Here is a 20,494-nt window from a genome sequence, read left to right as displayed (position 1 = left end):
TGGTACTGTACAAAAAACCAGTATCGGTAGCCCTCCATGCAGTTGATCGAAAAACTCAGCATCCTCGCCGACGCCGCCAAGTACGACGCGTCCTGCGCCAGCAGTGGCGCGCCCAAGCGCAGTTCCGAGGGCAAGGCGGGGCTGGGTTCCACCAATGGCATGGGCATCTGCCACAGCTACACGCCCGATGGCCGTTGCGTGTCGTTGCTCAAGGTGTTGCTCACCAACTTCTGCCTCTACGACTGCCAATACTGCGTCAACCGCCGCTCCAGCGACGTGCCCCGTGCGCGCTTCAGCCCGGAGGAGGTGGTCACCCTGACCCTGGATTTCTACAAGCGCAATTGCGTCAGTGGGCTGTTCCTCAGTTCCGGCATCATCCGTTCGTCGGACTACACCATGGAGCAACTGGTGCGGGTCGCCAAACTGCTGCGCGAAGAGCATGACTTTCGCGGTTATATCCACCTCAAGACCATCCCCGATGCCGACCCGGCCCTGATCGCCGAGGCTGGCCGTTATGCCGATCGCCTCAGCGTGAATATCGAACTGCCCACCGACGCCAGCCTGCAGACCCTGGCGCCCGAGAAGCAGATCGGCTCGATCAAGCAGGCCATGCAGACCATCTACACCGGCGAACAGACGGTGCTCAACGAACCCCGTGCGCCACGTTTTGCCCCGGCCGGGCAGAGCACGCAGATGATCGTCGGTGCCGACGACACCGACGACAGCACCATCCTGCACGGTGCCGAGGCGTTGTACGGTAATTTCAAGCTGCGCCGCGTGTATTACTCGGCGTTCAGCCCCATCCCCAACAGCCCGAAAAGCGTACCCCTGGCCGCGCCGCCCTTGATGCGCGAGCACCGCTTGTACCAGGCTGATTTCCTGCTGCGCAGCTACGGTTTCAGCGCCAATGAGCTGTTCGCCGGCCCCGGTGACCTGGCACTGGATATCGACCCCAAGCTGGCCTGGGCCCTGGAGCATCGTGAGGTGTTCCCCCTGGACCTGAACCGCGCCGAGCCGACCCTGATCGCACGTATTCCCGGCATCGGCCTGCGCACCACCCAGCGCCTGGTCGACCTGCGCCGTGAACGCAAGATCCGCTTCGAAGACCTGGCGCGCATGCGCTGCGTGCTGGCCAAGGCCAAGCCGTTTTTCATCACCAGCGACTACCACCCGCAGCAGGCCGACAGCACCAGTGTGTTGTTGCGCGAACAATTGCGTGACCGTCCGCAGCCGCAACAGATGGGGCTGTGGGGATGATCAGCCTGGAGTGCGACAACCTGTTCAGTACCTGGCGCGAACAGGCCCGCTGGTTGCTCAGCCATCAGGTCGACCCCAGCCAGGTCAGTTGGGGCGAGGTGCAGGCGGCGGACCTGTTCGCTACCGATGAACTGATCCCACCAGGGATGGGGCCGTTTCAGGCGCGCATACCCAAGGCGTTGTTGCAATTGTTGGAGTCCGCTGCCTGTTATCACGGTGATCAGCGCTGGAGCCTGTTGTATGAAGTGCTGTGGCGGGTCAGCCATGGTGATCGCACGGCCATGCTCGCGGGTGACAAGCTTGGCAGCGAATTGCAGCGGCGCATCAAGCAAGTCAGCCGGGAAGCCCACCACTTGCATGCGTTTGTGCGCTTCATCGCGCTGCCGGACGGGGCCGGGCCGGAACTGCCGGAGTACGTGGCCTGGCATGAGCCGGCCCATGACATTCTCAAGAGCGCCAGCGAGCATTTTATCGGGCGCATGGGCCGCCATCGCTGGATGATCGCCACGCCCCTGGACGGGGTGTATTACGACGGCGAGCAATTGATTCATCAGCGCCAGTGCCCCGAGGCCTGGCAGCAACTGGCACAGAATGTTGAAGATCCCCACAGTGCGATGTGGTTGACCTACTACAGCCACATCTTCAACCCGGCGCGGCTGAACCCCAAGGTGATGGAAGGGCATTTGCCCAGCCGCTTCTGGAAGAATTTGCCGGAGGGCAAGTTGATCCCGGGGCTGATCAGCGAGGCGCGTACGGGCAAGCAGAAGGATGGGCAGGCGAAGCTGGTGGGTGCCAAGCCAGGCAAAAGAATTGCAAACCCGGTCAATGTGGGAGCTGGCTTGCCTGCGATAGCGGTCGACCCGTCAGATGTGGGGTGACTGATTGATCGTTCCCACGCTCTGCGTGGGAATGCCACCCTGGACGCTCCGCGTCTGCTCTTGAAGTTGTGACGCGGAGCGTCATTGGATGCATTCCCACGCAGAGCGTGGGAACGAGCTAGCTGGTTCAGGCCAGTTCGGTCGCGGTGTTCTTGACCACCGCCAACTCCGGATGCGCCACCAGCTTATCAATGTGCAACTCATCATTGTTCAACCAGTTCTCGGTCAGCACCCGGTAATGCTCCATATCCCGGCAGCGCATGCGCAGGCTGTAGTCGAACGGCCCGCTGATCAACTGGCATTCGAATACCTGCGGGCAGGCTTTCACGCAGGCTTCGAAGGCCTTTTGCGCCGAGCGCCCGCTTTGGTTGGACAGGGCCACCAGCACCAGCAGCGACAGCCCCGGTGAGACCATCTGCACATCGATGATCGCCCCATACCCACGGATCACCCCGCGTCGCTCCAGCTTGCGCACCCGCTCCAGGCAGGGCCTGGGGGTGAGGTGCACCAATGACGAGAGCTTTTCGTAGGTGATACGCCCCTGATGCCTGAGTACGTCGATGATCGCTTCGTCGATGCGATCCAGCGTAGGGGAAGAATGGGGTCCGTTGGCCTTGGTATCCATGAGTTCACTTCAAACGGTTAGAAAGAAATTGCTGCAAGCGTTCGCTGGTGGGATGGTCGAGGATCTCGGCGCCGCCGTGTTCTTCGACTTGGCCCTGGTGCAGGAACAGTACTTGGCTGGACACCTGGCGGGCAAAGCCCATTTCGTGGGTGACCATCAGCATGGTACGACCTTCCTCGGCCAACGTCTGTATGACTTTAAGCACTTCTCCTACAAGCTCCGGGTCCAGGGCCGAGGTGGGTTCATCAAACAGGATGATCTCCGGCTCCATCGCCAGCGCTCGCGCAATCGCCACCCGCTGCTGCTGGCCACCGGACAGGAACGCCGGGTATTGGTCCGCCACGCGGCTCGGCAGGCCGACCTTGTCCAGGTACAGCCGCGCACGTTTCTCGGCTTCGGCGGCGCTCACGTTCAGCACCCGGCGCGGGGCCATGGTGATGTTTTCCAGCACGGTCATGTGGCTCCACAGGTTGAAGTGCTGGAACACCATGGCCAGGCGCGTGCGCAGGTTTTGCAGTTGCGCCTGGTGCGGCGCGCGGGTGCCGGCGCGGCCTGGTTGCATTTCGATGCTGATGCCGTCCAGGGTGATCACCCCGGCGTCAGGCTGTTCCAGAAAATTGATGCACCGCAGCATCGTGCTTTTGCCCGAACCGCTGGCGCCGATCAAGCTGATCACATCGCCCTGGCGTGCGTTGAGGGACACGCCCTTGAGCACTTCGTGTTCGCCGTAGCGTTTATGGATACCTTCGACTTGCAGCTTGATGGCCGCCGTGGCGGTGTTGCCGACGGGTACATCCATTGGATAAGCGGCCAGGGCCTGCGCGGACTGATTCATGGGTTAGCCTCGGGTAGGAACAAGAAAGCGCATCCAGCGACGTTCGGCCAGCCTGAACAGGCCCACCAGTGCAAAGGACAGCAGCATGTAGAGCAGGGCGGCGATGCCGAAAGCCTGGAAGGTCAGGAACGTCTCGGCATTCGCATCGCGGGCGACCTTGAGGATGTCGGCGACGGTGGCGGTGAACGCCAGCGACGTGGCGTGCAGCATCAGGATCATTTCATTGCTGTAGGCCGGCAGGGCGCGACGCAATGCGGCGGGCACGATCACAAACAGGTTCAGCCGCCAGCCGTGCAGGCCATAGGCGCGTGCCGCTTCGATCTCGCCATGGGGAATGTTGCGAATTGCCCCGGCGAAGATTTCCACGGTGTAGGCGCAGGTGTTGAGCACAAACGCCAACAGCGTGCAGTTCAGCGCATTGCGGAAAAACTGGTTGAGCAGGGCGTTGTCCTGCACCACTTCCAGGCTGTACAGCCCGGTGTAGCAAATCAACAGTTGGATATACAGCGGCGTGCCGCGGAACAGGTAGGTGTAGACCTCCACCGGCCAGCGCAGCCAGAAATGTTCTGAGACGCGTGCCAGCGCCAGGGGGATCGACAGGCCAAAGCCCAGCACTACCGAAATAATGAACAGCCACAAGGTCATGGCGACACCGGACAGGCCGCTGCCATCGCTGAACAGGTAGGCCAGGCCGTATTGCTGGAACAGTTCGATCATCGCGCCATCCCCTTGATGCCCAGGTTATAGCGCCGTTCCAGGCGCTTGAAGATGCGGTTGGAGAGGGTAGTAATCACCAGGTACACCAGGCCCGCGAGGATCAGGAAGTACAGCGGCTCGCTGGTGGACTTGCCGGCGTTCTGGGCGGCCTTGACCAGGTCTGACAGGCCGATGATCGACACCAGCGCCGTGGACTTGAGCAGCACCAGCCAGTTATTGCCCAGGCCCGGCAGGGCAAAGCGCATCAGTTGCGGGAACAGCACCAGGTGAAAGCGCTGCCAGCGGCTCAGGCCGTAGGCGGTGGCGGCTTCCAGTTGGCCCGCCGGCACGCTGAGGATCGCACCCCGGAAGTTCTCGGTGAAATATGCACCGTAGATAAACCCCAGGGTGATCACCCCGGCGGTAAACGGGTCGATTTCAACGTAGTCCCAGCCGAACGCTTCGGTCAGGTCGTTGAGCCACAGTTGCAGGCTGTAGAAGATCAGCAGGATCAGCACCAGGTCCGGCACGCTGCGGATCAACGTGGTGTAGAGCGTGGCCGGCACGCGCAGCCATTTGACGCTGGAGAGTTTGGCACCCGCGGCGACCAGGCCCAGGGTAAGGCTCAGGGCCAGGGCGAGGAACGCCAGCTTGAGCGTCATCCAGGCACCCTGGGCCAGCATGGGGCCGTAGCCTTGCAGGTTGAGGAGGTCGTTCATGGGGAAGATCTCGAAGGAGTGCACGGATTTACTGTGGGAGCTGGCTTGTTGTGGCGAGGGAGCTTGCTCCCGTTCGACAGTGCAGCTGGAGCCGGATTTTTGGGGGCGCTTCGCACCCCAGCGGGAGCAAGCTCCCTCGCCACAACAAGCCCGCTCCCACAGGGGCACGGGTTGCCGGTTACTCGTTGTAGATGTCCTGATCGCCGAAGTATTTCTTCTGGATCTGGGCGTAGGTGCCATCGGCCTGGACGGCGGCGATGCCCTTGTTGATCAGCTCACGCAACGCCTGGTCGTTCTTGCGCAGGCCCATGGCGATGTCCAGAGGCAGGGTCGGGTCCTTGAAGGCCGGGCCGGTCTTGAAGTCGGCGCCTTCGGGCTTGGACAGGAAGTTGAGCTGGGCTTCGAGCTTGTCCGTCAGGGTGGCGTCGAGGCGGCCGTTTTGCAGGTCGGCGTAGTTCTGTTCCTGGGACTGGTACGCCTTGATCTGTGCACCGAGCTTGGCCAGGTGCGCGCGGGCATAGGCTTCCTGCAACGAGCCTTGCAGCACGCCAACCTGCTTGCCGTTCAGCGACTCGGGGGTGTCACCGAAGGTGGCGTTTTTGCGGGTGATCACCGAGGTGGGGCTGAGGAACAGGCGGTCGGTGAAGTCGATGACTTTCTCGCGGGCCGGAGTCACGGCCATGGAAGACATGATCGCGTCGAACTTGCGCGCACGCAGGGCCGGGATCATGCCGTCGAATTCGTTGTGCACCCAGGTGCATTTCACTTCGAGCTTGGCGCAGATGGCGTTGCCCAGTTCGATATCGAAACCTTGCAGGCTGCCGTCGGCGGCGACGGATTCGAAGGGCGGGTATTCGGGGAACACGCCAAACCGGATTTCTTTCCAGTCCTGGGCGTGGGCAGCAGTGGCGCACAGTGGCAACAGCAACGCAGCGAAGAGTGATCGCAGAGGAGTCATGTGTCGGTCCCTATATTTTGTAATTGATGTCAGGGGCAGTGAATAACTGGGAGCAGAGAATGCTTCATGATGGTGCGTTTTTTGTGTCGTTTACCCCCTGCGCAAAGCGCAAATTGCGCTGTTAATACAGGCAATGCAGCGGAATCGGCTGTGACACCGGCAAAATCGGCTTTCAACCCACCCGAATCTGGCCTGCCCTGGGCGCAAAGCGGCAAGCCAGAGCGGTTTCAGGCGCGCTTTTTATGCTGTACCACAGGTTGCTGGGCCAGGCGTGCAAACAGGTCTTTCGGGTCGGCCAGGTCTGGCACCAGCTCCAGCTCGCTGCCCACATCCAGGGCCTTGGCCACGTCCAGTACATAGCGCAGGGCCGAATAGTCTTCGATAGCAAAACCCACCGAGTCGAACAGGGTGATCTGGCGTTCATTCTCGCGGCCCGGCTGTTGGCCGTTGATCACTTGCCACAGCTCGGTGACCGGCGAATCTTCCGGCATGTGCTGGATTTCGCCTTCGATGCGGCTTTGCGGTTCGTACTCGACGATCACCCTGGCGCGCTCGACGATACGGCGGTCCAGCTCGGTCTTGCCCGGGCAGTCACCGCCCACGGCATTGAGGTGCATGCCTGGCTCGATCATCTCGTCAGTCAGGATGGTGGCGTAGGCCTTGTCTGCAGTCACGGTGGTGACAATGTCCGCGCCTTTGACTGCCTCGGCGACGCTGGCGGCCAGGATCACCTTGATCGCCGGGAACGCCTTGAGGTTGGCGGCGAGCTTGGCGGTGGCCTGGGGGTCGATGTCGAACAAGCGGATTTCAGTAATGCCCAGCATGGCGTGGAAGGCCAGTGCCTGGAATTCGCTTTGGCAGCCGTTGCCGATCAGCGCCATGCTGCGGCTGTTGGCGCGGGCCAGGTAGCGGGCGACCAGGGCCGAGGTGGCAGCGGTGCGGATCGCAGTGGTCAGGGTCATCTCCGCTAGCAGCACCGGTTTGCCGGTATCGACGTCGCCCAAGGCGCCGAATGCCATCACGGTGAGCATGCCGGCCAGGGTGTTTTTCGGGTGGCCGTTGACGTACTTGAAGGCGTACAGCGAAGCGTCGGACACCGGCATCAGCTCGATCACGCCATCCGGTGAGTGGTTGGCCAGGCGCGCGCACTTTTCGAAATCCTGCCAGCGCAGGTAGTCGGCGCGAATGTAGTCGGCCATCTCGGTGATACAGGTTTGCAGGCCTTTTTGCGATACCAGGTAGCTGAGGTCGTTGACGTCGATATAACGGGTCATGGCAGGACTCCTTATTGAAATGAGGGACGGGCCGGCAGATGCACTTCGGCCAGCATGCAGCGGGCACTGCCGCCGCCGATGCGTTCGATGTTGTCGATATTCACCACCACCGGCCGCGTATGGCGTTCCACATGCTGACGCTGCGCCGGATGCAGGGCGCCCCAGGCACTGGCGGACATCACCAGCAATGGCTGGCCGTCCCGGTCGTGGACCTCCAGCATGTTGCCGGCGAAGGCTTCCAACTGGTCGAAGTCCAGGCTGAGGATGTCCTTGCCGGTGTCACGCAGGGAGCGTTCCAGGGCCAGGCGCTCGCTGTCGTCGGGCAGGGCCTGCAGGCACACCACCGCGAGGTCGCGGCCAACGCTCATCATCACGTTGCTGTGGTAGATGGGGGCCTGGTGACGGTCCAGGGCGTGGAACACGCAGAGTTGGTAGTCGAGGCGTTCGGCAAACTGGCGTAGGGCCGCGTGGTGGGTGCGCCCCGAATGGCACGCGTAGCTGATGCGGTGCTGGCGGTCGAGCACCATGCTGCCGGTGCCTTCCAGGAAGATGTTCTGTTGTTCCAGGTGGCTCAGGTCGATGGTGGTGTTGATCGCAAAGCGTTGCTCCAGTACTTGCAGCACGCCCTTGTTGCGCTCCAGTCGGCGGTTCTGGCCTTCCATGGGGTAGAGCACCAGGCTGCCGTCGGCATGGCTGCTCCACCAGTTGTTGGGGAAGATCGAGTCGGGCGTATGAGGCGCCGGCGTGTCCTGCACCACCAGCACCTCCACGCCATGCTGGCGCAGGGTGTCGACATAACCGTCGAACTCCTCCAGCGCTTTGTGCTGTGCACTGAGCGGGTCCAGCGGCGGGCGTTGGAAACGGTTGTTGATCGCGGTATCCGGGTTGAAGGCAAAGCGCGCCGGGCGGATCATCAGGACGGTGTTGGTGGTTTGCATGGGGGCACGGGTCCGTTGGGGATCTTGTGCCGCTATTGTGTGCGTTGCGGGGAAAGGATCCCGGCTGAAACAGCGGGGTGGCTCAGCCAAGAAAGCTGAAAACGGGGGTGGCGCAGCCGAATCGGCTGTCAGATTGAAATACGATCAACCTGTGGGAGCAGGCAAGCCAGCTCCCACATTGGTATTGTGGTGATTGTTATCGTTGTGTCAGCCAGGAGGAACCATGTCTACCGCTGTTCGCCTTGCCCAACCTTCAGATGCCGAGGGCATCAGCCAGGTCATCCTGGCTGCGCTGCACAGCAGCAACGCACGTGATTACCCAGCAGATGTGATTGCGCGGGTTGCCAGCAACTTCACCCCCGACGCGGTAATGGCGTTACTCCAGCGGCGTGTGGTGTTGGTGGCGACTCAGGATCAACTGATCGTTGCTACGGCCGCACTGGACGGCAACGTGGTGCGCTCGGTGTTCGTCAACCCGGCGCTGCAAGGGCAGGGCATTGGCCGATTGTTGATGATCGAGATCGAGCTGCGCGCCCGTGAAGCCGGCGTGACGGTGCTGAGCGTGCCGTCCTCGCTGACGGCGCAAGCCTTCTACGCCAAGCTGGGTTTTCACAACGTGCGTGACGTGTACCACGGCAACGAGCGCACGTTGGTGATGGAAAAGGCGCTGTTGTCCCGCCACCCCATCGGGCCGTATCGCGACCGTCAACACCGTGCCCAGGTGATTGAGTTATGGCAGCAGGCGTTTGGCTATGACACCGCGCATAACCTGCCGAGCCTGGCGATTGATAAGAAACTGGCGGTCAATGACGGGTTGTTCTTCGTTGCCACCGACAACAAAGCCGTGATCGGTACGATCCTCGCCGGCTATGACGGGCATCGTGGCTGGTTGTATTCGGTGGCGGTGCATACCGACTATCGGCGCCATGGCCTGGGGTCGTCGCTGGTGCGCTATGCCGAACAGGCGTTGACAGCGCTGGGTTGCATGAAAATCAACCTGCAGATCACCGGCGGCAATGACGTGGTGGTGGGGTTTTATGAGGCGTTGGGGTATGGGGTGGAGCCGAGGATCAGTATGGGCAAGAAGATTGCCGAGAATATTACGCCACGCTCATGAAGGTGCAGAAACCAGTGTGGGAGCTGGCTTGCCTGCGATAGCGATAGGCCTTTGATCGTTCCCACGCTGCGTGGGAATGCCGCCTGGGATACTCCGCGTCCCGCCGGACAACAGGTGACGCGGAGCGTCAGGGGATTCATTGCATTCCCACGCGGAGCGTGGGAACGATCAAGCGGAGCGTGGGAACGATCAACCAGCCAGCTCCCACGGGGTTTTGTGGTGTCGCTGGCTTTTGTGGCTGTCAGACCTTGACGATCCAACCCGCTGGCGCTTCCACGTCACCGGTCTGCACACCGGTCAGCTCTTTGTAGAGCTTCTGGGTGATCGGGCCGACTTCGGTCTCGCTGTGGAACACGTGCAGCTTGCCGTTGTACTGGATGCCGCCAATAGGCGAGATCACGGCAGCGGTACCGCAGGCGCCGGCTTCCTTGAATTGGTCCAGCTTGTCGATGAACACTTCGCCTTCTACCACTTCCAGGCCCAGGCGGGTCTGGGCCAGTTCGATCAGCGACAGGCGGGTGATGCCTGGCAATACCGAAGGCGACTTCGGCGTGATGAACTGGTTGTCGTGGGTGATGCCGAAGAAGTTGGCCGAGCCGACTTCTTCGATTTTCGAATGGGTCATCGGGTCCAGGTAGATCGCGTCGGCGAAGCCGGATTTCTTCGCTTCCGAACCCGGCATCAGGCTGGCGGCGTAGTTGCCACCAACCTTGGCGGCACCGGTGCCTTGCGGCGCGGCGCGGTCGTAGCCGGAGATCTGGAAGTTGTGCGGCACCAGGCCGCCCTTGAAGTAGGCACCGACCGGGATGCAGAACACCGAGAAGATGAATTCCGGCGCGGTACGCACGCCGATGTTGTCACCGGTGCCGATCACGAACGGGCGCAGGTACAGCGCGCCGCCACTGCCGTACGGCGGGATGAAGCGCTCATTGGCCTTGACCACTTGTTTGCAGGCGTCGATGAACGCGTCGGTCGGCACTTGTGGCATCAGCAGGCGGCCACAGCTGCGCTGCATGCGGGCGGCGTTCTGGTCCGGGCGGAACAGGTTGATCGAGCCGTCCTTGCAACGGTAGGCCTTCAGGCCCTCGAAGCATTGCTGGCCATAATGCAGGGCAGTGGAGCCCTCGCTGATGTGCAGCACATTGTCGTCGGTCAGGGTGCCAGCTTGCCATTCGCCGTTCTTCCAGACCTGGAGAAACCGCTTGTCGGTCTTGATGTAGTCAAAACCCAGCTTGTCCCAATTGATGCTCTCGTTACCCATGACACCCTCTATCTCTGGTCAAGTCGGATTTTTTTCTGGATGGCGCAACAATACTGCATTCTTGGCCGGTGTGGGAGCAGGGCGGTGGACCATTCAACTCTGCATTGGCTGATCCACCGCTATCGCAGGCAAGCCAGCTCCCACACTTGGAACGTATTCCAATGTGGGAGCCGGGCTTGCCCGCGATGGCCTCGCCACGGCTTTACAGGTGCAACGCGTGCCCCAATGCCCGCAGCGCGGCTTCCTGCACCGCTTCACCCAGGGTCGGATGGGCATGGATGGTCCCGGCCACATCCTCCAGGCGCGCGCCCATTTCCAGGCTCAGGCCAAACGCAGTGGACAGTTCCGACACCCCAGCCCCCACCGCTTGCCAGCCAACAATCAAATGATTGTCACGCCGCGCCACCACCCGCACGAAGCCGGCCTTGGACTCCAGCGTCATGGCCCGGCCATTGGCGGCGAACGGGAAGCTCGACACAATGCAATCCAGGCCAGCAGCCTTGGCCTCGTCCGGGGTCTTGCCGACCACCACCAGTTCCGGGTCGGTAAAGCACACCGCCGGAATTGCCGCCGGGTTGAATTCGCGGGCCTTGCCGCTGATCAGTTCGGCAACCATTTCGCCCTGGGCCATGGCCCGGTGCGCCAGCATCGGCTCGCCACTGAGGTCGCCAATGGCGTACACGTTGCGCATGCTGGTCTGGCAGCGGCTGTCGATCTTGATCGCCGCGCCGTTCATGTCCAGGTTCAGCGCTTCGAGGTTCCAGCCTTGGGTGTTGGGTTTGCGCCCCACCGCGACCAGCACCTGGTCGGTGTCCAGCGCCAGGGCGTCGCCATTGGGTGCACGTACTTGCAGCTTGTTGTCGGCAAAGCCGGTGACGCTGTGTTCCAGGTACAGCTTCACGCCGAGTTTCTTCAGGGATTCAGCCACCGGCAGGGTCAGCTCGGCGTCGTAGGCCGGCAGGATGTGCGCCTGGGCCTCGACCACACTGACGTCGGCACCAAGCTTGCGGTAGGCAATCCCCAGTTCCAGGCCGATATAACCACCGCCCACCACGATCAAACGTTTGGGTACATGGGTCGGTGCCAGGGCTTCGGTGGACGAGATAATCGGCCCGCCAATCGGCAGCATCGGCAGGTTGACGCTTGTCGAGCCGGTGGCCAACAGCAGGTGTTCGCACTGGATGCGTTGCTCGCCCGCCTCGACGGTCTTGCCGTCGATGACTTTGGCCCAGCCATGGATCACCTGCACCTTGTGTTTTTTCAGCAGTGCGGCGACGCCGGTGGTCAGGCGGTCAACGATGCCGTCTTTCCATTCCACGCTCTTGCGGATGTCCAAAGTCGGTACATCCACCTCAATGCCCAACTGCGAGCCCTGGCTATGGTGCACGGTTTGCTGGAACTGCTCGGCCACATGGATCAGCGCCTTGGAGGGAATGCAGCCAATGTTCAGGCAGGTGCCGCCCAGTGCTTGGCCTTCCACCAGAATGGTGGGGATGCCCAGTTGGCCTGCGCGAATCGCCGCGACATAACCGCCGGGGCCGCCGCCGATAATCAGCAGCGTGGTGTGCAATGTCTGAGTCATGCCCTTACTCCAGGAACAGGCTGGCGGGTTGTTCGAGCAGGCCGCGAATGGCCTGGATGAATTGCGCCGCGTCCATGCCATCGACCACGCGGTGATCGAAAGAGCTGGAGAGGTTCATCATCTTGCGCACCACAATCTGGCCCTTGATCACCATCGGCCGCTCAACGATGCGGTTGACGCCGACGATGGCCACTTCCGGCAGGTTCAGCACTGGCGTACTGACGATGCCGCCCAGGGCGCCAAGGCTGGTCAGGGTAATGGTCGAACCGGACAGCTCTTCACGGCTGGCCTTGCCTGTGCGTGCGGCATTGGCCAAACGCGCGATTTCTTCGGCAGTGCCCCACAGGCTGCGGGCTTCGGCGTGGCGCACCACCGGCACCATCAGGCCCACGTCGCTCTGGGTGGCGACGCCCACGTGCACGGCACCAAGGCGAGTGATGACCTGGGCTTCGTCGTCGTAACGCGCATTGATCTGCGGGAAGTCGCGCAAGGCTACCACCATGGCCCGCACGATAAACGGCAGCAGGGTCAGCTTGCCGCGTGTCGCACCGTGCTTCTCGTTGAGGTGCACGCGCAACTCGTCGAGGGCGGTGACGTCGATCTCTTCCACGTAGCTGAAATGCGCGGCGCGGCGGGTGGCGTCCTGCATGCGCTGGGCGATCTTGCGGCGCATGCCGATCACCGGGATCTGGTGTTCGTCAGTGCGCTCGGCATGCGGGTTGGCGGCGCTGGCGCCCGTTGTCGGGCCCTGGCGCAAGTAAGCCTCCAGGTCTTCATGCAGAATCCGGCCCGCAGGCCCTGTGCCCTGGACCAGGCGCAGTTGAATCCCGGCATCCAGCGCGTGTTTGCGCACGGCAGGCGAGGCCAACGGGCGTTCGCTGGCTTCACGGGCCACGGGCGCTTGCGGCGCTTTCACTACTGCAGCGGGCTTGCTTTCTACCGGCGCCTGTACCGGTTTGGCTTCGGCCAAAGGTGGCGCGGCCTTCGCCGGCTCGGCAACCTCCGGCATATCCTTGGTATTGCCTGCGCCTTCCACTTCAATGCTGATCAAAATGCTGCCCACTGCCATGACCTCACCCGGCTCGCCGCCGAGGGAAATCACCTTGCCGTGGACCGGCGAGGGAATATCCACCATCGCCTTGTCGGTCATCACATCCGCCAGCACCTGGTCTTCAACCACCAAGTCGCCGACCTTTACATGCCATACCGATAATTCAACTTCCGCGATGCCTTCGCCAATGTCCGGCATCTTGATAACGTGCGTGCCCATTCAGACCTCCATGACCCGTTTCAACGCCGCGCCCACTCGGGACGGCCCTGGGAAATACGCCCACTCCTGCGCGTGCGGGTAGGGAGTGTCCCAACCAGTGACGCGTTCGATCGGCGCTTCCAGGTGGTGGAAGCAATGCTCTTGCACCAGCGAGACCAACTCGGCACCAAAGCCGCAGGTGCGCGTGGCCTCATGCACCACCACGCAACGGCCGGTCTTTTTCACCGACTTGACGATGGTCTCCAGGTCCAGCGGCCACAGGCTGCGCAGGTCAATGACCTCGGCGTCGATGCCGGTTTCTTCAGCGGCGACTTGCGACACATACACGGTGGTGCCATAGGTCAGCACGGTCACGGCCGAGCCTGGGCGCACGATGGCGGCTACGTCCAGGGGCACGGTGTAGTAACCGTCCGGCACCTGGGCTTGGGGGTGTTTGGACCACGGCGTTACCGGGCGGTCGTGGTGGCCATCGAAAGGGCCGTTATACAGGCGCTTGGGTTCGAGGAAGATCACCGGGTCATCGTTTTCGATGGAGGCGATCAGCAGGCCCTTGGCGTCATAGGGGTTGGACGGCATCACCGTGCGCAGGCCGCAGACCTGGGTGAACACCGCTTCGATACTCTGGCTGTGGGTCTGGCCGCCATAGATGCCGCCGCCGCAGGGCATGCGCATGGTCAAGGGCGCAGTGAACTGGCCGGCCGAGCGATAACGCAGGCGTGCCGCTTCGGAAATGATCTGGTCGGTGGCGGGGTAGACGTAGTCGGCGAACTGGATTTCCGCTACCGGGCGCAGGCCGTAAGCGCCCATGCCCACGGCCACGCCGACGATGCCGCTTTCCGAGATCGGCGCGTCAAACACCCGCGAGCTACCGTACTTGGTCTGCAAGCCTTCGGTGCAACGGAACACGCCGCCGAAGTAACCGACGTCCTGGCCGAACACCACCACGTTGTCGTCACGCTCAAGCATCACATCCATGGCCGAGCGCAGGGCCTGGATCATGGTCATGGTGGTGGTGGTCATGGCGGTTTCCAGTTCGATACTGTTGTTGTGGTCGTTCATGTCACACCCCCAGCTCTTGACGCTGGCGCTTCAAGTGCTCCGGCATCTCTTTATAGACATCCTCGAACATGGTCGCGGCGCTTGGAATCTGGCCACCGGCCAGGGTGCCGTACTGTTCGGCTTCTTTCTGCGCCTTGACCACTTCGGCTTCAAGTTCTGCACTGACCGCCGCGTGTTCCTCTTCGGACCACTGGCCAATCTTGATCAGGTGCTGCTTGAGGCGGGCAATCGGATCGCCCAACGGGAAGTGGCTCCAGTCGTCGGCGGGTCGATATTTGGATGGGTCATCGGAGGTGGAATGCGGGCCGGCGCGGTAGGTGACCCACTCGATCAGGGTGGGCCCCAGGTTACGGCGCGCACGTTCGGCGGCCCAGGCCGAGGCGGCGTACACGGCGATAAAGTCATTGCCGTCCACGCGCAGGGAAGCGATGCCGCACCCGACGCCGCGTCCGGCGAAGGTGGTGGCTTCACCGCCAGCGATGGCCTGGAAGGTGGAAATCGCCCACTGGTTGTTGACCACGTTGAGGATCACTGGCGCGCGGTACACGTGGGCGAAGGTGAGGGCGGTGTGGAAGTCCGATTCAGCAGTGGCGCCGTCGCCGATCCAGGCCGAGGCGATCTTGGTATCGCCCTTGATCGCCGAGGCCATGCCCCAACCCACGCCCTGCACGAATTGGGTGGCAAGGTTGCCGGAAATAGTGAAGAAGCCCGCCTCCTTGACCGAATACATGATCGGCAATTGGCGGCCCTTGAGCGGGTCGCGCTCGTTGGACAGCAGTTGGCAGATCAGGTCCACCAGCGGCACCTCGCGGGCCATCAGGATGCTTTGCTGGCGATAGGTGGGGAAGCACATGTCGTCGATATTCAAGGCCAGGGCCTGGGCGCTGCCGATGGCTTCTTCGCCAAGGCTTTGCATGTAGAACGACATTTTTTTCTGACGCTGGGCGACCACCATACGGTTGTCGAAAATGCGCGTCTTGAGCATGGCGCGCATGCCTTTGCGCATGATCTCGGTGGAGACACCTTCGGCCCACGGGCCCAGGGCCTGGCCCTGATCGTCGAGCACACGGATCAGGCCCTTGGCCAGGTCGGCGGTGTCGGCGGGCTCTACGTCGATGGCGGGTTTGCGTACCAGGCCGGCGTCGGTCAAACGCAGGTAGGTGAAGTCGGTCTTGCAGCCTGGGCGACCCGAGGGTTCGGGAACGTGCAGGCGCAGCGGTGCATACGGCTGGGTCATGGCTTTCTACGCTCTATCTTGTGAATTTCTTGTAGTGGGCGCGCTAGCTGACAGTCAGTCTTCGGATAGAAGAAATCTTGTCCTACAACAATCATAGGCGTGGCGTAGAAGAATATTTATCTCTGTTTCATTGCGTCGCCGGCCATTTGCGGATAAAAAAACTGCATAAACATAATAAACAGGTGATTTTGTCTCATGCGCAAACTGGACCGTACCGATATCGGCATTCTCAACGCCCTGCAGGAGAATGCCCGGATCACCAATGCCGACCTGGCCCGCTCGGTCAACCTGTCGCCCACTCCGTGTTTCAACCGGGTCAAGGCGATGGAAGAACTGGGGCTGATTCGTGAGCAGGTCACGCTGCTGGATGCTGATCTGCTGGGGCTGCACGTCAATGTGTTCATCCACGTGAGCCTGGAAAAACAGAACGAGCTGGCGCTGCAGCAATTCGAAGGGGCGATCTCGGATCGGCCTGAGGTGATGGAGTGCTACCTGATGGCCGGCGACCCGGACTATTTGATCCGCGTGTTGGTGCCCACGATCCAGTCCCTGGAGCGCTTTATGATGGACTTTTTGACCAAAGTGCCTGGGGTGGCGAACATTCGCTCCAGCTTTGCCTTGAAGCAGGTGCGCTACAAAACCGCGCTGCCGTTGCCGGCCAACGGCATCAGCCTCGGTTCCTGATTCAACACGGGACAAAATGTGGGGCTTGCCTGTGATGACGGCACCCCGCGATCCAACTGTGGGAGCTGGCTTGCCTGCGATGGCGGCCTGACAGCCGACGACTACCTACCTGACACCCTAACGATCCAACTGTGGGAGCTGGCTTGCCTGCGAAGACGGCCTCACAGTCAATGCAGCTGGATTGTGTACATATCCATTCCTGCGGTAACGGCCACTTAGGGTTCCGCCCTGACGGCGGCTCACTTTCGAAAAGCGCGAAAGTAAGCAAAGCGCTCTTGCCCCACCACTCGGCACCTCGCTTAGGCTCGGTGTGCCCGTAATTCGCCAGTGATTTGGGGGGCCGCCGCCACGCGCCATCCATGGCGCGGGGCGGCTAAACCGGCATCCCTGCCGGTTTACCCCCCAAATCCCTGTCGAATTCCGGCCAGCGTGGTTTAACGGGGCGCCTAAGATCAAAAGCAGATCAAGAGCGGCTCGCTTCGCATCGTGGTTACCGTTGGTCGGTATAGAGCGGTATATCGGGCAAATGGGCCAACTGACCCACCGCTATCGCAGGCAAGCCAGCTCCCACAGCGGATCGGTGCTTCTAAAGTTGGTTGAGGGGGATTTTCAGGTACGTCACGCCGTTCTCTTCTGCCGGCGGCATATTTCCAGCCCGCACATTTACCTGGATCGCCGGAAGCAACAACGTTGGCATGCCCAATCCAGCATCACGCTGGGTGCGCATCTGTACAAACGCCGCTTCATCCACCCCATCATGCACATGAATATTGCCCGCCCGTTGTTCCGCCACGGTGGTCTGGTACCTGGCCTCACGGCCTTCAGGCGGATAGTCATGACACACATACAGCCTGGTATCGGAGGGGAACGCCAACAGCTTGCGCATCGACGCGTACAACTGCCGCGCATCGCCGCCGGGGAAGTCGCAGCGGGCGGTGCCGACGTCGGGCATGAACAGGGTGTCGCCCACCAGGATCAAGCGGCCGTCGATCAAATAGGCCATGTCGGCGGGGGTGTGTCCAGGCACGTGCAACGCCTGGGCCTTCAAGTTGCCGATATGAAAGACTTCATCCGGCGCAAACAGGTGATCGAACTGCGAGCCGTCCACGCGAAATTCCGGCTCGAGGTTGAACAGGTTCTTGAACACGCCCTGCACCTTGCTGATCGACTCGCCTATCGCGATCTTGCCGCCCAAGGTGCGGCGCAGGTAGGGCGCGGCGGACAGGTGGTCGGCATGGGCGTGGGTTTCCAGCAGCCACTGCACGTGCAGGCCATGCTCGCGCACAAAGGCAATCACCTTGTCGGCTTGTGCCGTATCGGTGCGCCCCGAAGCCGGGTCGTAATTGAGCACCGAGTCGACGATGGCGCAGGGGCCGCCATCGGCTTCATAGACGATATAGGTGTAGGTCGACGATGCGTCATCCAGAAAGGCTTGAATCAACGCTGGCATGGCGGCTGTCTCTGCTGAAGAAAAAAGTGGTTACAATCAGTTTACATTTACACATAATGTTTTGAGCTTAAGTGACTTAAAGGACCCGAGGCAAATGGAATCTACGTTGAGTGAGGGCGAGGTCGCCCAGTTGCGTGCATCGGCGTCCAAGGCCTGTGCCTTGCTCAAGGCCCTGGCCAACGAAGATCGCTTGTTGATCCTGTGCCAGTTGACCCAGGGCGAGCGCAACGTCGGCGAGCTGGAAGCCCTGACCGGCGTACGCCAGCCCACCCTGTCACAACAGTTGGGCATCCTGCGCGATGAAGGGCTGGTCGCCACCCGTCGGGAAGGCAAATACATTTTCTACGGGTTGGCCAGCCACGAAGTGATTCAAGTGATGAAAACCCTGTCCGGGCTGTATTGCGGCGCGGTCATCAAAAGCTGGGCGTGACGCCATCCGGCAGCGACCCTTGTGTGCATTGACTCAAAAAGGCAGTAGACAATGACCGAACAACACTGGGGACCCACCATCAGTGGCGATATCGTAGTCATCGGCGGCGGCTCGGCAGGCATCGGCCTGCTGGCCAGCCTGCTCAAGCGCGACCCGCAGCTGAACATCACCCTCATCGAACCTAACGACTACCACTGCTACCAACCGGCCTGGACCCTGGTCGGCGGCGGCGCTTACGACCTGCACAAGACCCGCCGGCCCCTGGCCGATGTGCTGCCCAATGGCGTCAGCTGGGTGCAGGCCGCCGTCAGCGAACTGTTGCCCGATGAAAACACCCTGGTGCTCGACAGCGGCCAGCGCGTCACCTGGAAGAACCTTATCGTCTGCCCTGGCCTGCGCCTGGCCTGGGAAAAAATCGAAGGCCTGCAAGACACCCTTGGCCAGCACGGTGTCACGTCCAACTACAGCTACGAGCATGCCGCGTACACCTGGCAGTTGGTGCAGCAGCTCAAGGGTGGCAAGGCGTTGTTCACCCAGCCGGCGATGCCGATCAAATGTGCCGGCGCGCCGCAAAAAGCCCTGTACCTGTCTTGCGACCACTGGCTCAAGCAGGGCGACCTCAAACACATCGACGTCGAGTTCAACCTGGCCGGTGCGGCGTTGTTCGGTGTGCCAACCTTTGTGCCGCCGCTGATGAAGTACGTCGAAAAATACAACGCTCGCCTGGCGTTCAACTCCAACCTGGTGAAAGTCGACGGCCCGGCGCGCAAAGCCTGGTTTGAAGTCAAAGACGCCGAAGGCAACGCGACGGTCGAAGAGAAAACCTTCGACATGCTCCACGTCGTACCGCCGCAGTTGTCCCCGGACTTTATCCGCCAGAGCCCGCTGGCCGACGCCGCCGGCTGGTGCGAAGTGAACCCCCACAGCCTGCAACACCTGCGCTACCCGCATATCTTCGGCCTGGGCGATGTGTGCGGCACCACCAACGCCAAGACTGCTGCGGCGGTGCGCAAGCAAATCGTGGTGGTGGCCGAAAACCTGCTGGCCCTGCGCAAGCAGGCACCTTTGCCGCTCAAATATGACGGCTATGGTTCCTGCCCACTGACGGTGGAGAAGGGCAAGGTGGTGCTTGCCGAGTTTGGCTACGGCGGCACGTTGCTGCCGACCTTTCCCCTCGATCCCACGCAAGCACGCCGTTCGATGTGGTTCCTCAAGGCCACGCTGCTGCCTTGGTTCTACTGGAATGGCATGCTCAAGGGCCGCGAGTGGCTGACCCGTCTGAGCAAGGTGGACTGAATGCTGCTGGCCAGTGTGTTGGGTGTATTGATGGGCCTGGTCATGGGCCTGACTGGCGCGGGCGGCGGCATCCTTGGGGTGCCGGCGCTGGTGCTGGGGCTGGGCTTGACCATGACCCAGGCCGCGCCGGTGTCGTTGCTGGCGGTGGGCGCAGCGGCAGCGGTTGGTGCCATTGATGGCTTGCGTCATGGCTTGGTGCGTTACCGTGCGGCGTTACTGATCGCCTTGCTTGGCGCGCTGTTTTCGCCGTTGGGCGTGTTTGTCGCCCACCAACTGTCGGAACCGGTGCTGATGGGGCTGTTCAGTGCGCTGATGGTGCTGGTGGCCTGGCGCATGCTGCAACGGGAAAAGCGCGAGGCCGGGCCGAGTGACCATGGTGCGGCGTCGTGGGGCCAGAAAAACTGCATGCTCAACCAGCAGACCGGTCGCCTGGCCTGGACCGCCAAATGCAGCGCCACCCTGGCGGCGTTGGGAGCGGTGACCGGCGCCGTTTCAGGTTTGCTGGGCGTGGGCGGCGGCTTCCTGATCGTGCCGGCGTTCAAGCAACTGACCGACGTGCAGATGCGCGGGATCGTCGCCACGTCGTTAATGGTGGTCAGCCTGCTGTCGCTGATCGGCGTGGCCGGTGCGTTTCATGCGGGCGTGAGCATCGAGCCGGTGGGCTGGGTGTTTATTGGTGCGAGCGTCGTCGGCATGTTGGCGGGAAGGCGGTTGTGTTCGGTGATCCCCGCGCGGGTGTTGCAAGTGGGGTTCGCCAGCCTGTGTGGAGTGGTGGCGATTGGGATGCTAGCCAGCGCGTTGTTCTGACGCTGTACCTGTGCACTGTCACGAAATCTTGTACTTGGTCAGGAACCTCCTCATTGAGCGCTGACACTCAGTGAACGGCCGCAAGCGCCGAAACGCGCTTTTGCCTGGATGATTCTTCGAC

20 protein-coding genes are annotated in these 20,494 nt (G+C 61.8%); 7 read left to right on the top strand and 13 right to left on the bottom strand.

The window, feature by feature from the left end; genetic code table 11:
* The first annotated feature begins 36 nt into the window (after positions 1 to 36).
* Positions 37 to 1,257, top strand: coding sequence for a putative DNA modification/repair radical SAM protein (locus ACP7CZ_RS01905; protein WP_014719028.1), 1,221 nt, complete (start codon positions 37 to 39; stop codon positions 1,255 to 1,257).
* Positions 1,254 to 2,135, top strand: a complete 882-nt coding sequence (locus tag ACP7CZ_RS01900; protein ID WP_054917426.1) for a TIGR03915 family putative DNA repair protein — start codon at positions 1,254 to 1,256, stop codon at positions 2,133 to 2,135. The genes ACP7CZ_RS01905 and ACP7CZ_RS01900 overlap by 4 nt, the downstream gene beginning before the upstream one ends.
* A 127-nt stretch (positions 2,136 to 2,262) precedes the next feature.
* On the opposite strand, the gene ACP7CZ_RS01895 is transcribed toward ACP7CZ_RS01900, so the two are convergent.
* The 7 genes from ACP7CZ_RS01895 to ctlX all read right to left on the bottom strand — a co-directional run bounded on the left by ACP7CZ_RS01895 (position 2,263) and on the right by ctlX (position 8,180).
* Positions 2,263 to 2,760: an Lrp/AsnC family transcriptional regulator gene (locus tag ACP7CZ_RS01895; protein WP_236456484.1), complete on the bottom strand. Its 498-nt coding sequence runs from the start codon at positions 2,758 to 2,760 to the stop codon at positions 2,263 to 2,265.
* Between the two features lie 4 nt (positions 2,761 to 2,764).
* Positions 2,765 to 3,595 carry an ABC transporter ATP-binding protein gene (locus tag ACP7CZ_RS01890; protein ID WP_294195967.1) on the bottom strand — a complete coding sequence of 277 codons (831 nt, stop codon included), beginning with the start codon at positions 3,593 to 3,595 and terminating at the stop codon, positions 2,765 to 2,767.
* Between the two features lie 3 nt (positions 3,596 to 3,598).
* Positions 3,599 to 4,312 carry an ABC transporter permease gene (locus ACP7CZ_RS01885; RefSeq protein ID WP_014719024.1) on the bottom strand — a complete coding sequence of 238 codons (714 nt, stop codon included), beginning with the start codon at positions 4,310 to 4,312 and terminating at the stop codon, positions 3,599 to 3,601.
* Positions 4,309 to 5,010, bottom strand: a complete 702-nt coding sequence (locus ACP7CZ_RS01880) for an ABC transporter permease (protein ID WP_054897442.1) — start codon at positions 5,008 to 5,010, stop codon at positions 4,309 to 4,311. The genes ACP7CZ_RS01885 and ACP7CZ_RS01880 overlap by 4 nt, the downstream gene beginning before the upstream one ends.
* A gap of 178 nt (positions 5,011 to 5,188) precedes the next feature.
* Positions 5,189 to 5,968, bottom strand: coding sequence for an ABC transporter substrate-binding protein (locus ACP7CZ_RS01875; protein ID WP_032896457.1), 780 nt, complete (start codon positions 5,966 to 5,968; stop codon positions 5,189 to 5,191).
* Positions 5,969 to 6,195: 227 nt separating this feature from the next.
* The gene (locus ACP7CZ_RS01870) at positions 6,196 to 7,242 is read right to left on the bottom strand and encodes an ornithine cyclodeaminase (RefSeq protein WP_034127975.1); all 1,047 of its coding nucleotides are present in this window, start codon (positions 7,240 to 7,242) and stop codon (positions 6,196 to 6,198) included.
* Positions 7,243 to 7,253: 11 nt separating this feature from the next.
* The gene (gene ctlX / locus ACP7CZ_RS01865; RefSeq protein WP_057974965.1) at positions 7,254 to 8,180 is read right to left on the bottom strand and encodes a citrulline utilization hydrolase CtlX; all 927 of its coding nucleotides are present in this window, start codon (positions 8,178 to 8,180) and stop codon (positions 7,254 to 7,256) included.
* A gap of 223 nt (positions 8,181 to 8,403) precedes the next feature.
* Here ctlX and ACP7CZ_RS01860 point away from each other — a divergent pair, with 223 nt between their 5' ends.
* Positions 8,404 to 9,297 (top strand): GNAT family acetyltransferase, encoded by an 894-nt coding sequence (locus tag ACP7CZ_RS01860; protein ID WP_072446150.1) that lies wholly within the window; start codon positions 8,404 to 8,406, stop codon positions 9,295 to 9,297.
* A 241-nt stretch (positions 9,298 to 9,538) separates the two neighbouring features.
* Here ACP7CZ_RS01860 and ACP7CZ_RS01855 read toward each other — a convergent pair whose 3' ends face one another.
* The 5 genes from ACP7CZ_RS01855 to ACP7CZ_RS01835 all read right to left on the bottom strand — a co-directional run bounded on the left by ACP7CZ_RS01855 (position 9,539) and on the right by ACP7CZ_RS01835 (position 15,706).
* Positions 9,539 to 10,558, bottom strand: coding sequence for a branched-chain amino acid aminotransferase (locus ACP7CZ_RS01855; RefSeq protein WP_003192309.1), 1,020 nt, complete (start codon positions 10,556 to 10,558; stop codon positions 9,539 to 9,541).
* Positions 10,559 to 10,760: 202 nt separating this feature from the next.
* Positions 10,761 to 12,140: a dihydrolipoyl dehydrogenase gene (gene lpdA / locus ACP7CZ_RS01850; protein WP_294195975.1), complete on the bottom strand. Its 1,380-nt coding sequence runs from the start codon at positions 12,138 to 12,140 to the stop codon at positions 10,761 to 10,763.
* A gap of 4 nt (positions 12,141 to 12,144) precedes the next feature.
* Positions 12,145 to 13,410 (bottom strand): dihydrolipoamide acetyltransferase family protein, encoded by a 1,266-nt coding sequence (locus ACP7CZ_RS01845; protein ID WP_181125297.1) that lies wholly within the window; start codon positions 13,408 to 13,410, stop codon positions 12,145 to 12,147.
* Positions 13,411 to 14,469, bottom strand: a complete 1,059-nt coding sequence (locus ACP7CZ_RS01840) for an alpha-ketoacid dehydrogenase subunit beta (RefSeq protein ID WP_005789444.1) — start codon at positions 14,467 to 14,469, stop codon at positions 13,411 to 13,413.
* A 1-nt stretch (position 14,470) separates the two neighbouring features.
* The gene (locus ACP7CZ_RS01835) at positions 14,471 to 15,706 is read right to left on the bottom strand and encodes a 3-methyl-2-oxobutanoate dehydrogenase (2-methylpropanoyl-transferring) subunit alpha (protein WP_054898243.1); all 1,236 of its coding nucleotides are present in this window, start codon (positions 15,704 to 15,706) and stop codon (positions 14,471 to 14,473) included.
* Positions 15,707 to 15,901: 195 nt separating this feature from the next.
* Between ACP7CZ_RS01835 and bkdR the strand changes: the two genes are divergently transcribed.
* On the top strand, positions 15,902 to 16,390 hold the full coding sequence (gene bkdR, locus ACP7CZ_RS01830) for a Bkd operon transcriptional regulator BkdR (protein WP_003174877.1): 489 nt from the start codon (positions 15,902 to 15,904) through the stop codon (positions 16,388 to 16,390).
* 586 nt (positions 16,391 to 16,976) lie between these two features.
* Here bkdR and ACP7CZ_RS01825 read toward each other — a convergent pair.
* Positions 16,977 to 17,840: an MBL fold metallo-hydrolase gene (locus ACP7CZ_RS01825; RefSeq protein WP_089042214.1), complete on the bottom strand. Its 864-nt coding sequence runs from the start codon at positions 17,838 to 17,840 to the stop codon at positions 16,977 to 16,979.
* 94 nt (positions 17,841 to 17,934) lie between these two features.
* Here ACP7CZ_RS01825 and ACP7CZ_RS01820 point away from each other — a divergent pair, with 94 nt between their 5' ends.
* The 3 genes from ACP7CZ_RS01820 to ACP7CZ_RS01810 are packed head-to-tail and all read left to right on the top strand — an operon-like array spanning position 17,935 to position 20,373.
* Complete coding sequence (locus ACP7CZ_RS01820) at positions 17,935 to 18,270, top strand: ArsR/SmtB family transcription factor (protein WP_003174875.1); 336 nt, start codon at positions 17,935 to 17,937, stop codon at positions 18,268 to 18,270.
* Between the two features lie 51 nt (positions 18,271 to 18,321).
* Complete coding sequence (locus tag ACP7CZ_RS01815) at positions 18,322 to 19,566, top strand: NAD(P)/FAD-dependent oxidoreductase (RefSeq protein ID WP_054898245.1); 1,245 nt, start codon at positions 18,322 to 18,324, stop codon at positions 19,564 to 19,566.
* Positions 19,567 to 20,373: a sulfite exporter TauE/SafE family protein gene (locus ACP7CZ_RS01810; RefSeq protein WP_054898246.1), complete on the top strand. Its 807-nt coding sequence runs from the start codon at positions 19,567 to 19,569 to the stop codon at positions 20,371 to 20,373. It begins immediately after the preceding gene.
* Positions 20,374 to 20,494 lie beyond the last annotated feature (121 nt).

It is taken from the genome of Pseudomonas sp. DWP2-2, assembly GCF_049897065.1.
Lineage (GTDB): Bacteria > Pseudomonadota > Gammaproteobacteria > Pseudomonadales > Pseudomonadaceae > Aquipseudomonas > Aquipseudomonas paracarnis.
Note: the sequence above shows the minus strand (reverse complement) of the source record. Positions and strands in the feature narration are given on the sequence as shown.

Excerpts from the sequence above, each read along its gene's own strand:
- ACP7CZ_RS01905 (WP_014719028.1), top strand. The coding sequence starts at position 37 with ATGCAGTTGATCGAAAAACTCAGCATCCTCGCCGACGCCGCCAAGTAC.
- ACP7CZ_RS01900 (WP_054917426.1), top strand. The coding sequence starts at position 1,254 with ATGATCAGCCTGGAGTGCGACAACCTGTTCAGTACCTGGCGCGAACAG.
- ACP7CZ_RS01895 (WP_236456484.1), bottom strand. The coding sequence starts at position 2,760 with ATGGATACCAAGGCCAACGGACCCCATTCTTCCCCTACGCTGGATCGC.
- ACP7CZ_RS01890 (WP_294195967.1), bottom strand. The coding sequence starts at position 3,595 with ATGAATCAGTCCGCGCAGGCCCTGGCCGCTTATCCAATGGATGTACCC.
- ACP7CZ_RS01885 (WP_014719024.1), bottom strand. The coding sequence starts at position 4,312 with ATGATCGAACTGTTCCAGCAATACGGCCTGGCCTACCTGTTCAGCGAT.
- ACP7CZ_RS01880 (WP_054897442.1), bottom strand. The coding sequence starts at position 5,010 with ATGAACGACCTCCTCAACCTGCAAGGCTACGGCCCCATGCTGGCCCAG.
- ACP7CZ_RS01875 (WP_032896457.1), bottom strand. The coding sequence starts at position 5,968 with ATGACTCCTCTGCGATCACTCTTCGCTGCGTTGCTGTTGCCACTGTGC.
- ACP7CZ_RS01870 (WP_034127975.1), bottom strand. The coding sequence starts at position 7,242 with ATGACCCGTTATATCGACGTCAACGACCTCAGCTACCTGGTATCGCAA.
- ctlX (WP_057974965.1), bottom strand. The coding sequence starts at position 8,180 with ATGCAAACCACCAACACCGTCCTGATGATCCGCCCGGCGCGCTTTGCC.
- ACP7CZ_RS01860 (WP_072446150.1), top strand. The coding sequence starts at position 8,404 with ATGTCTACCGCTGTTCGCCTTGCCCAACCTTCAGATGCCGAGGGCATC.
- ACP7CZ_RS01855 (WP_003192309.1), bottom strand. The coding sequence starts at position 10,558 with ATGGGTAACGAGAGCATCAATTGGGACAAGCTGGGTTTTGACTACATC.
- lpdA (WP_294195975.1), bottom strand. The coding sequence starts at position 12,140 with ATGACTCAGACATTGCACACCACGCTGCTGATTATCGGCGGCGGCCCC.
- ACP7CZ_RS01845 (WP_181125297.1), bottom strand. The coding sequence starts at position 13,410 with ATGGGCACGCACGTTATCAAGATGCCGGACATTGGCGAAGGCATCGCG.
- ACP7CZ_RS01840 (WP_005789444.1), bottom strand. The coding sequence starts at position 14,469 with ATGAACGACCACAACAACAGTATCGAACTGGAAACCGCCATGACCACC.
- ACP7CZ_RS01835 (WP_054898243.1), bottom strand. The coding sequence starts at position 15,706 with ATGACCCAGCCGTATGCACCGCTGCGCCTGCACGTTCCCGAACCCTCG.
- bkdR (WP_003174877.1), top strand. The coding sequence starts at position 15,902 with ATGCGCAAACTGGACCGTACCGATATCGGCATTCTCAACGCCCTGCAG.
- ACP7CZ_RS01825 (WP_089042214.1), bottom strand. The coding sequence starts at position 17,840 with ATGCCAGCGTTGATTCAAGCCTTTCTGGATGACGCATCGTCGACCTAC.
- ACP7CZ_RS01820 (WP_003174875.1), top strand. The coding sequence starts at position 17,935 with ATGGAATCTACGTTGAGTGAGGGCGAGGTCGCCCAGTTGCGTGCATCG.
- ACP7CZ_RS01815 (WP_054898245.1), top strand. The coding sequence starts at position 18,322 with ATGACCGAACAACACTGGGGACCCACCATCAGTGGCGATATCGTAGTC.
- ACP7CZ_RS01810 (WP_054898246.1), top strand. The coding sequence starts at position 19,567 with ATGCTGCTGGCCAGTGTGTTGGGTGTATTGATGGGCCTGGTCATGGGC.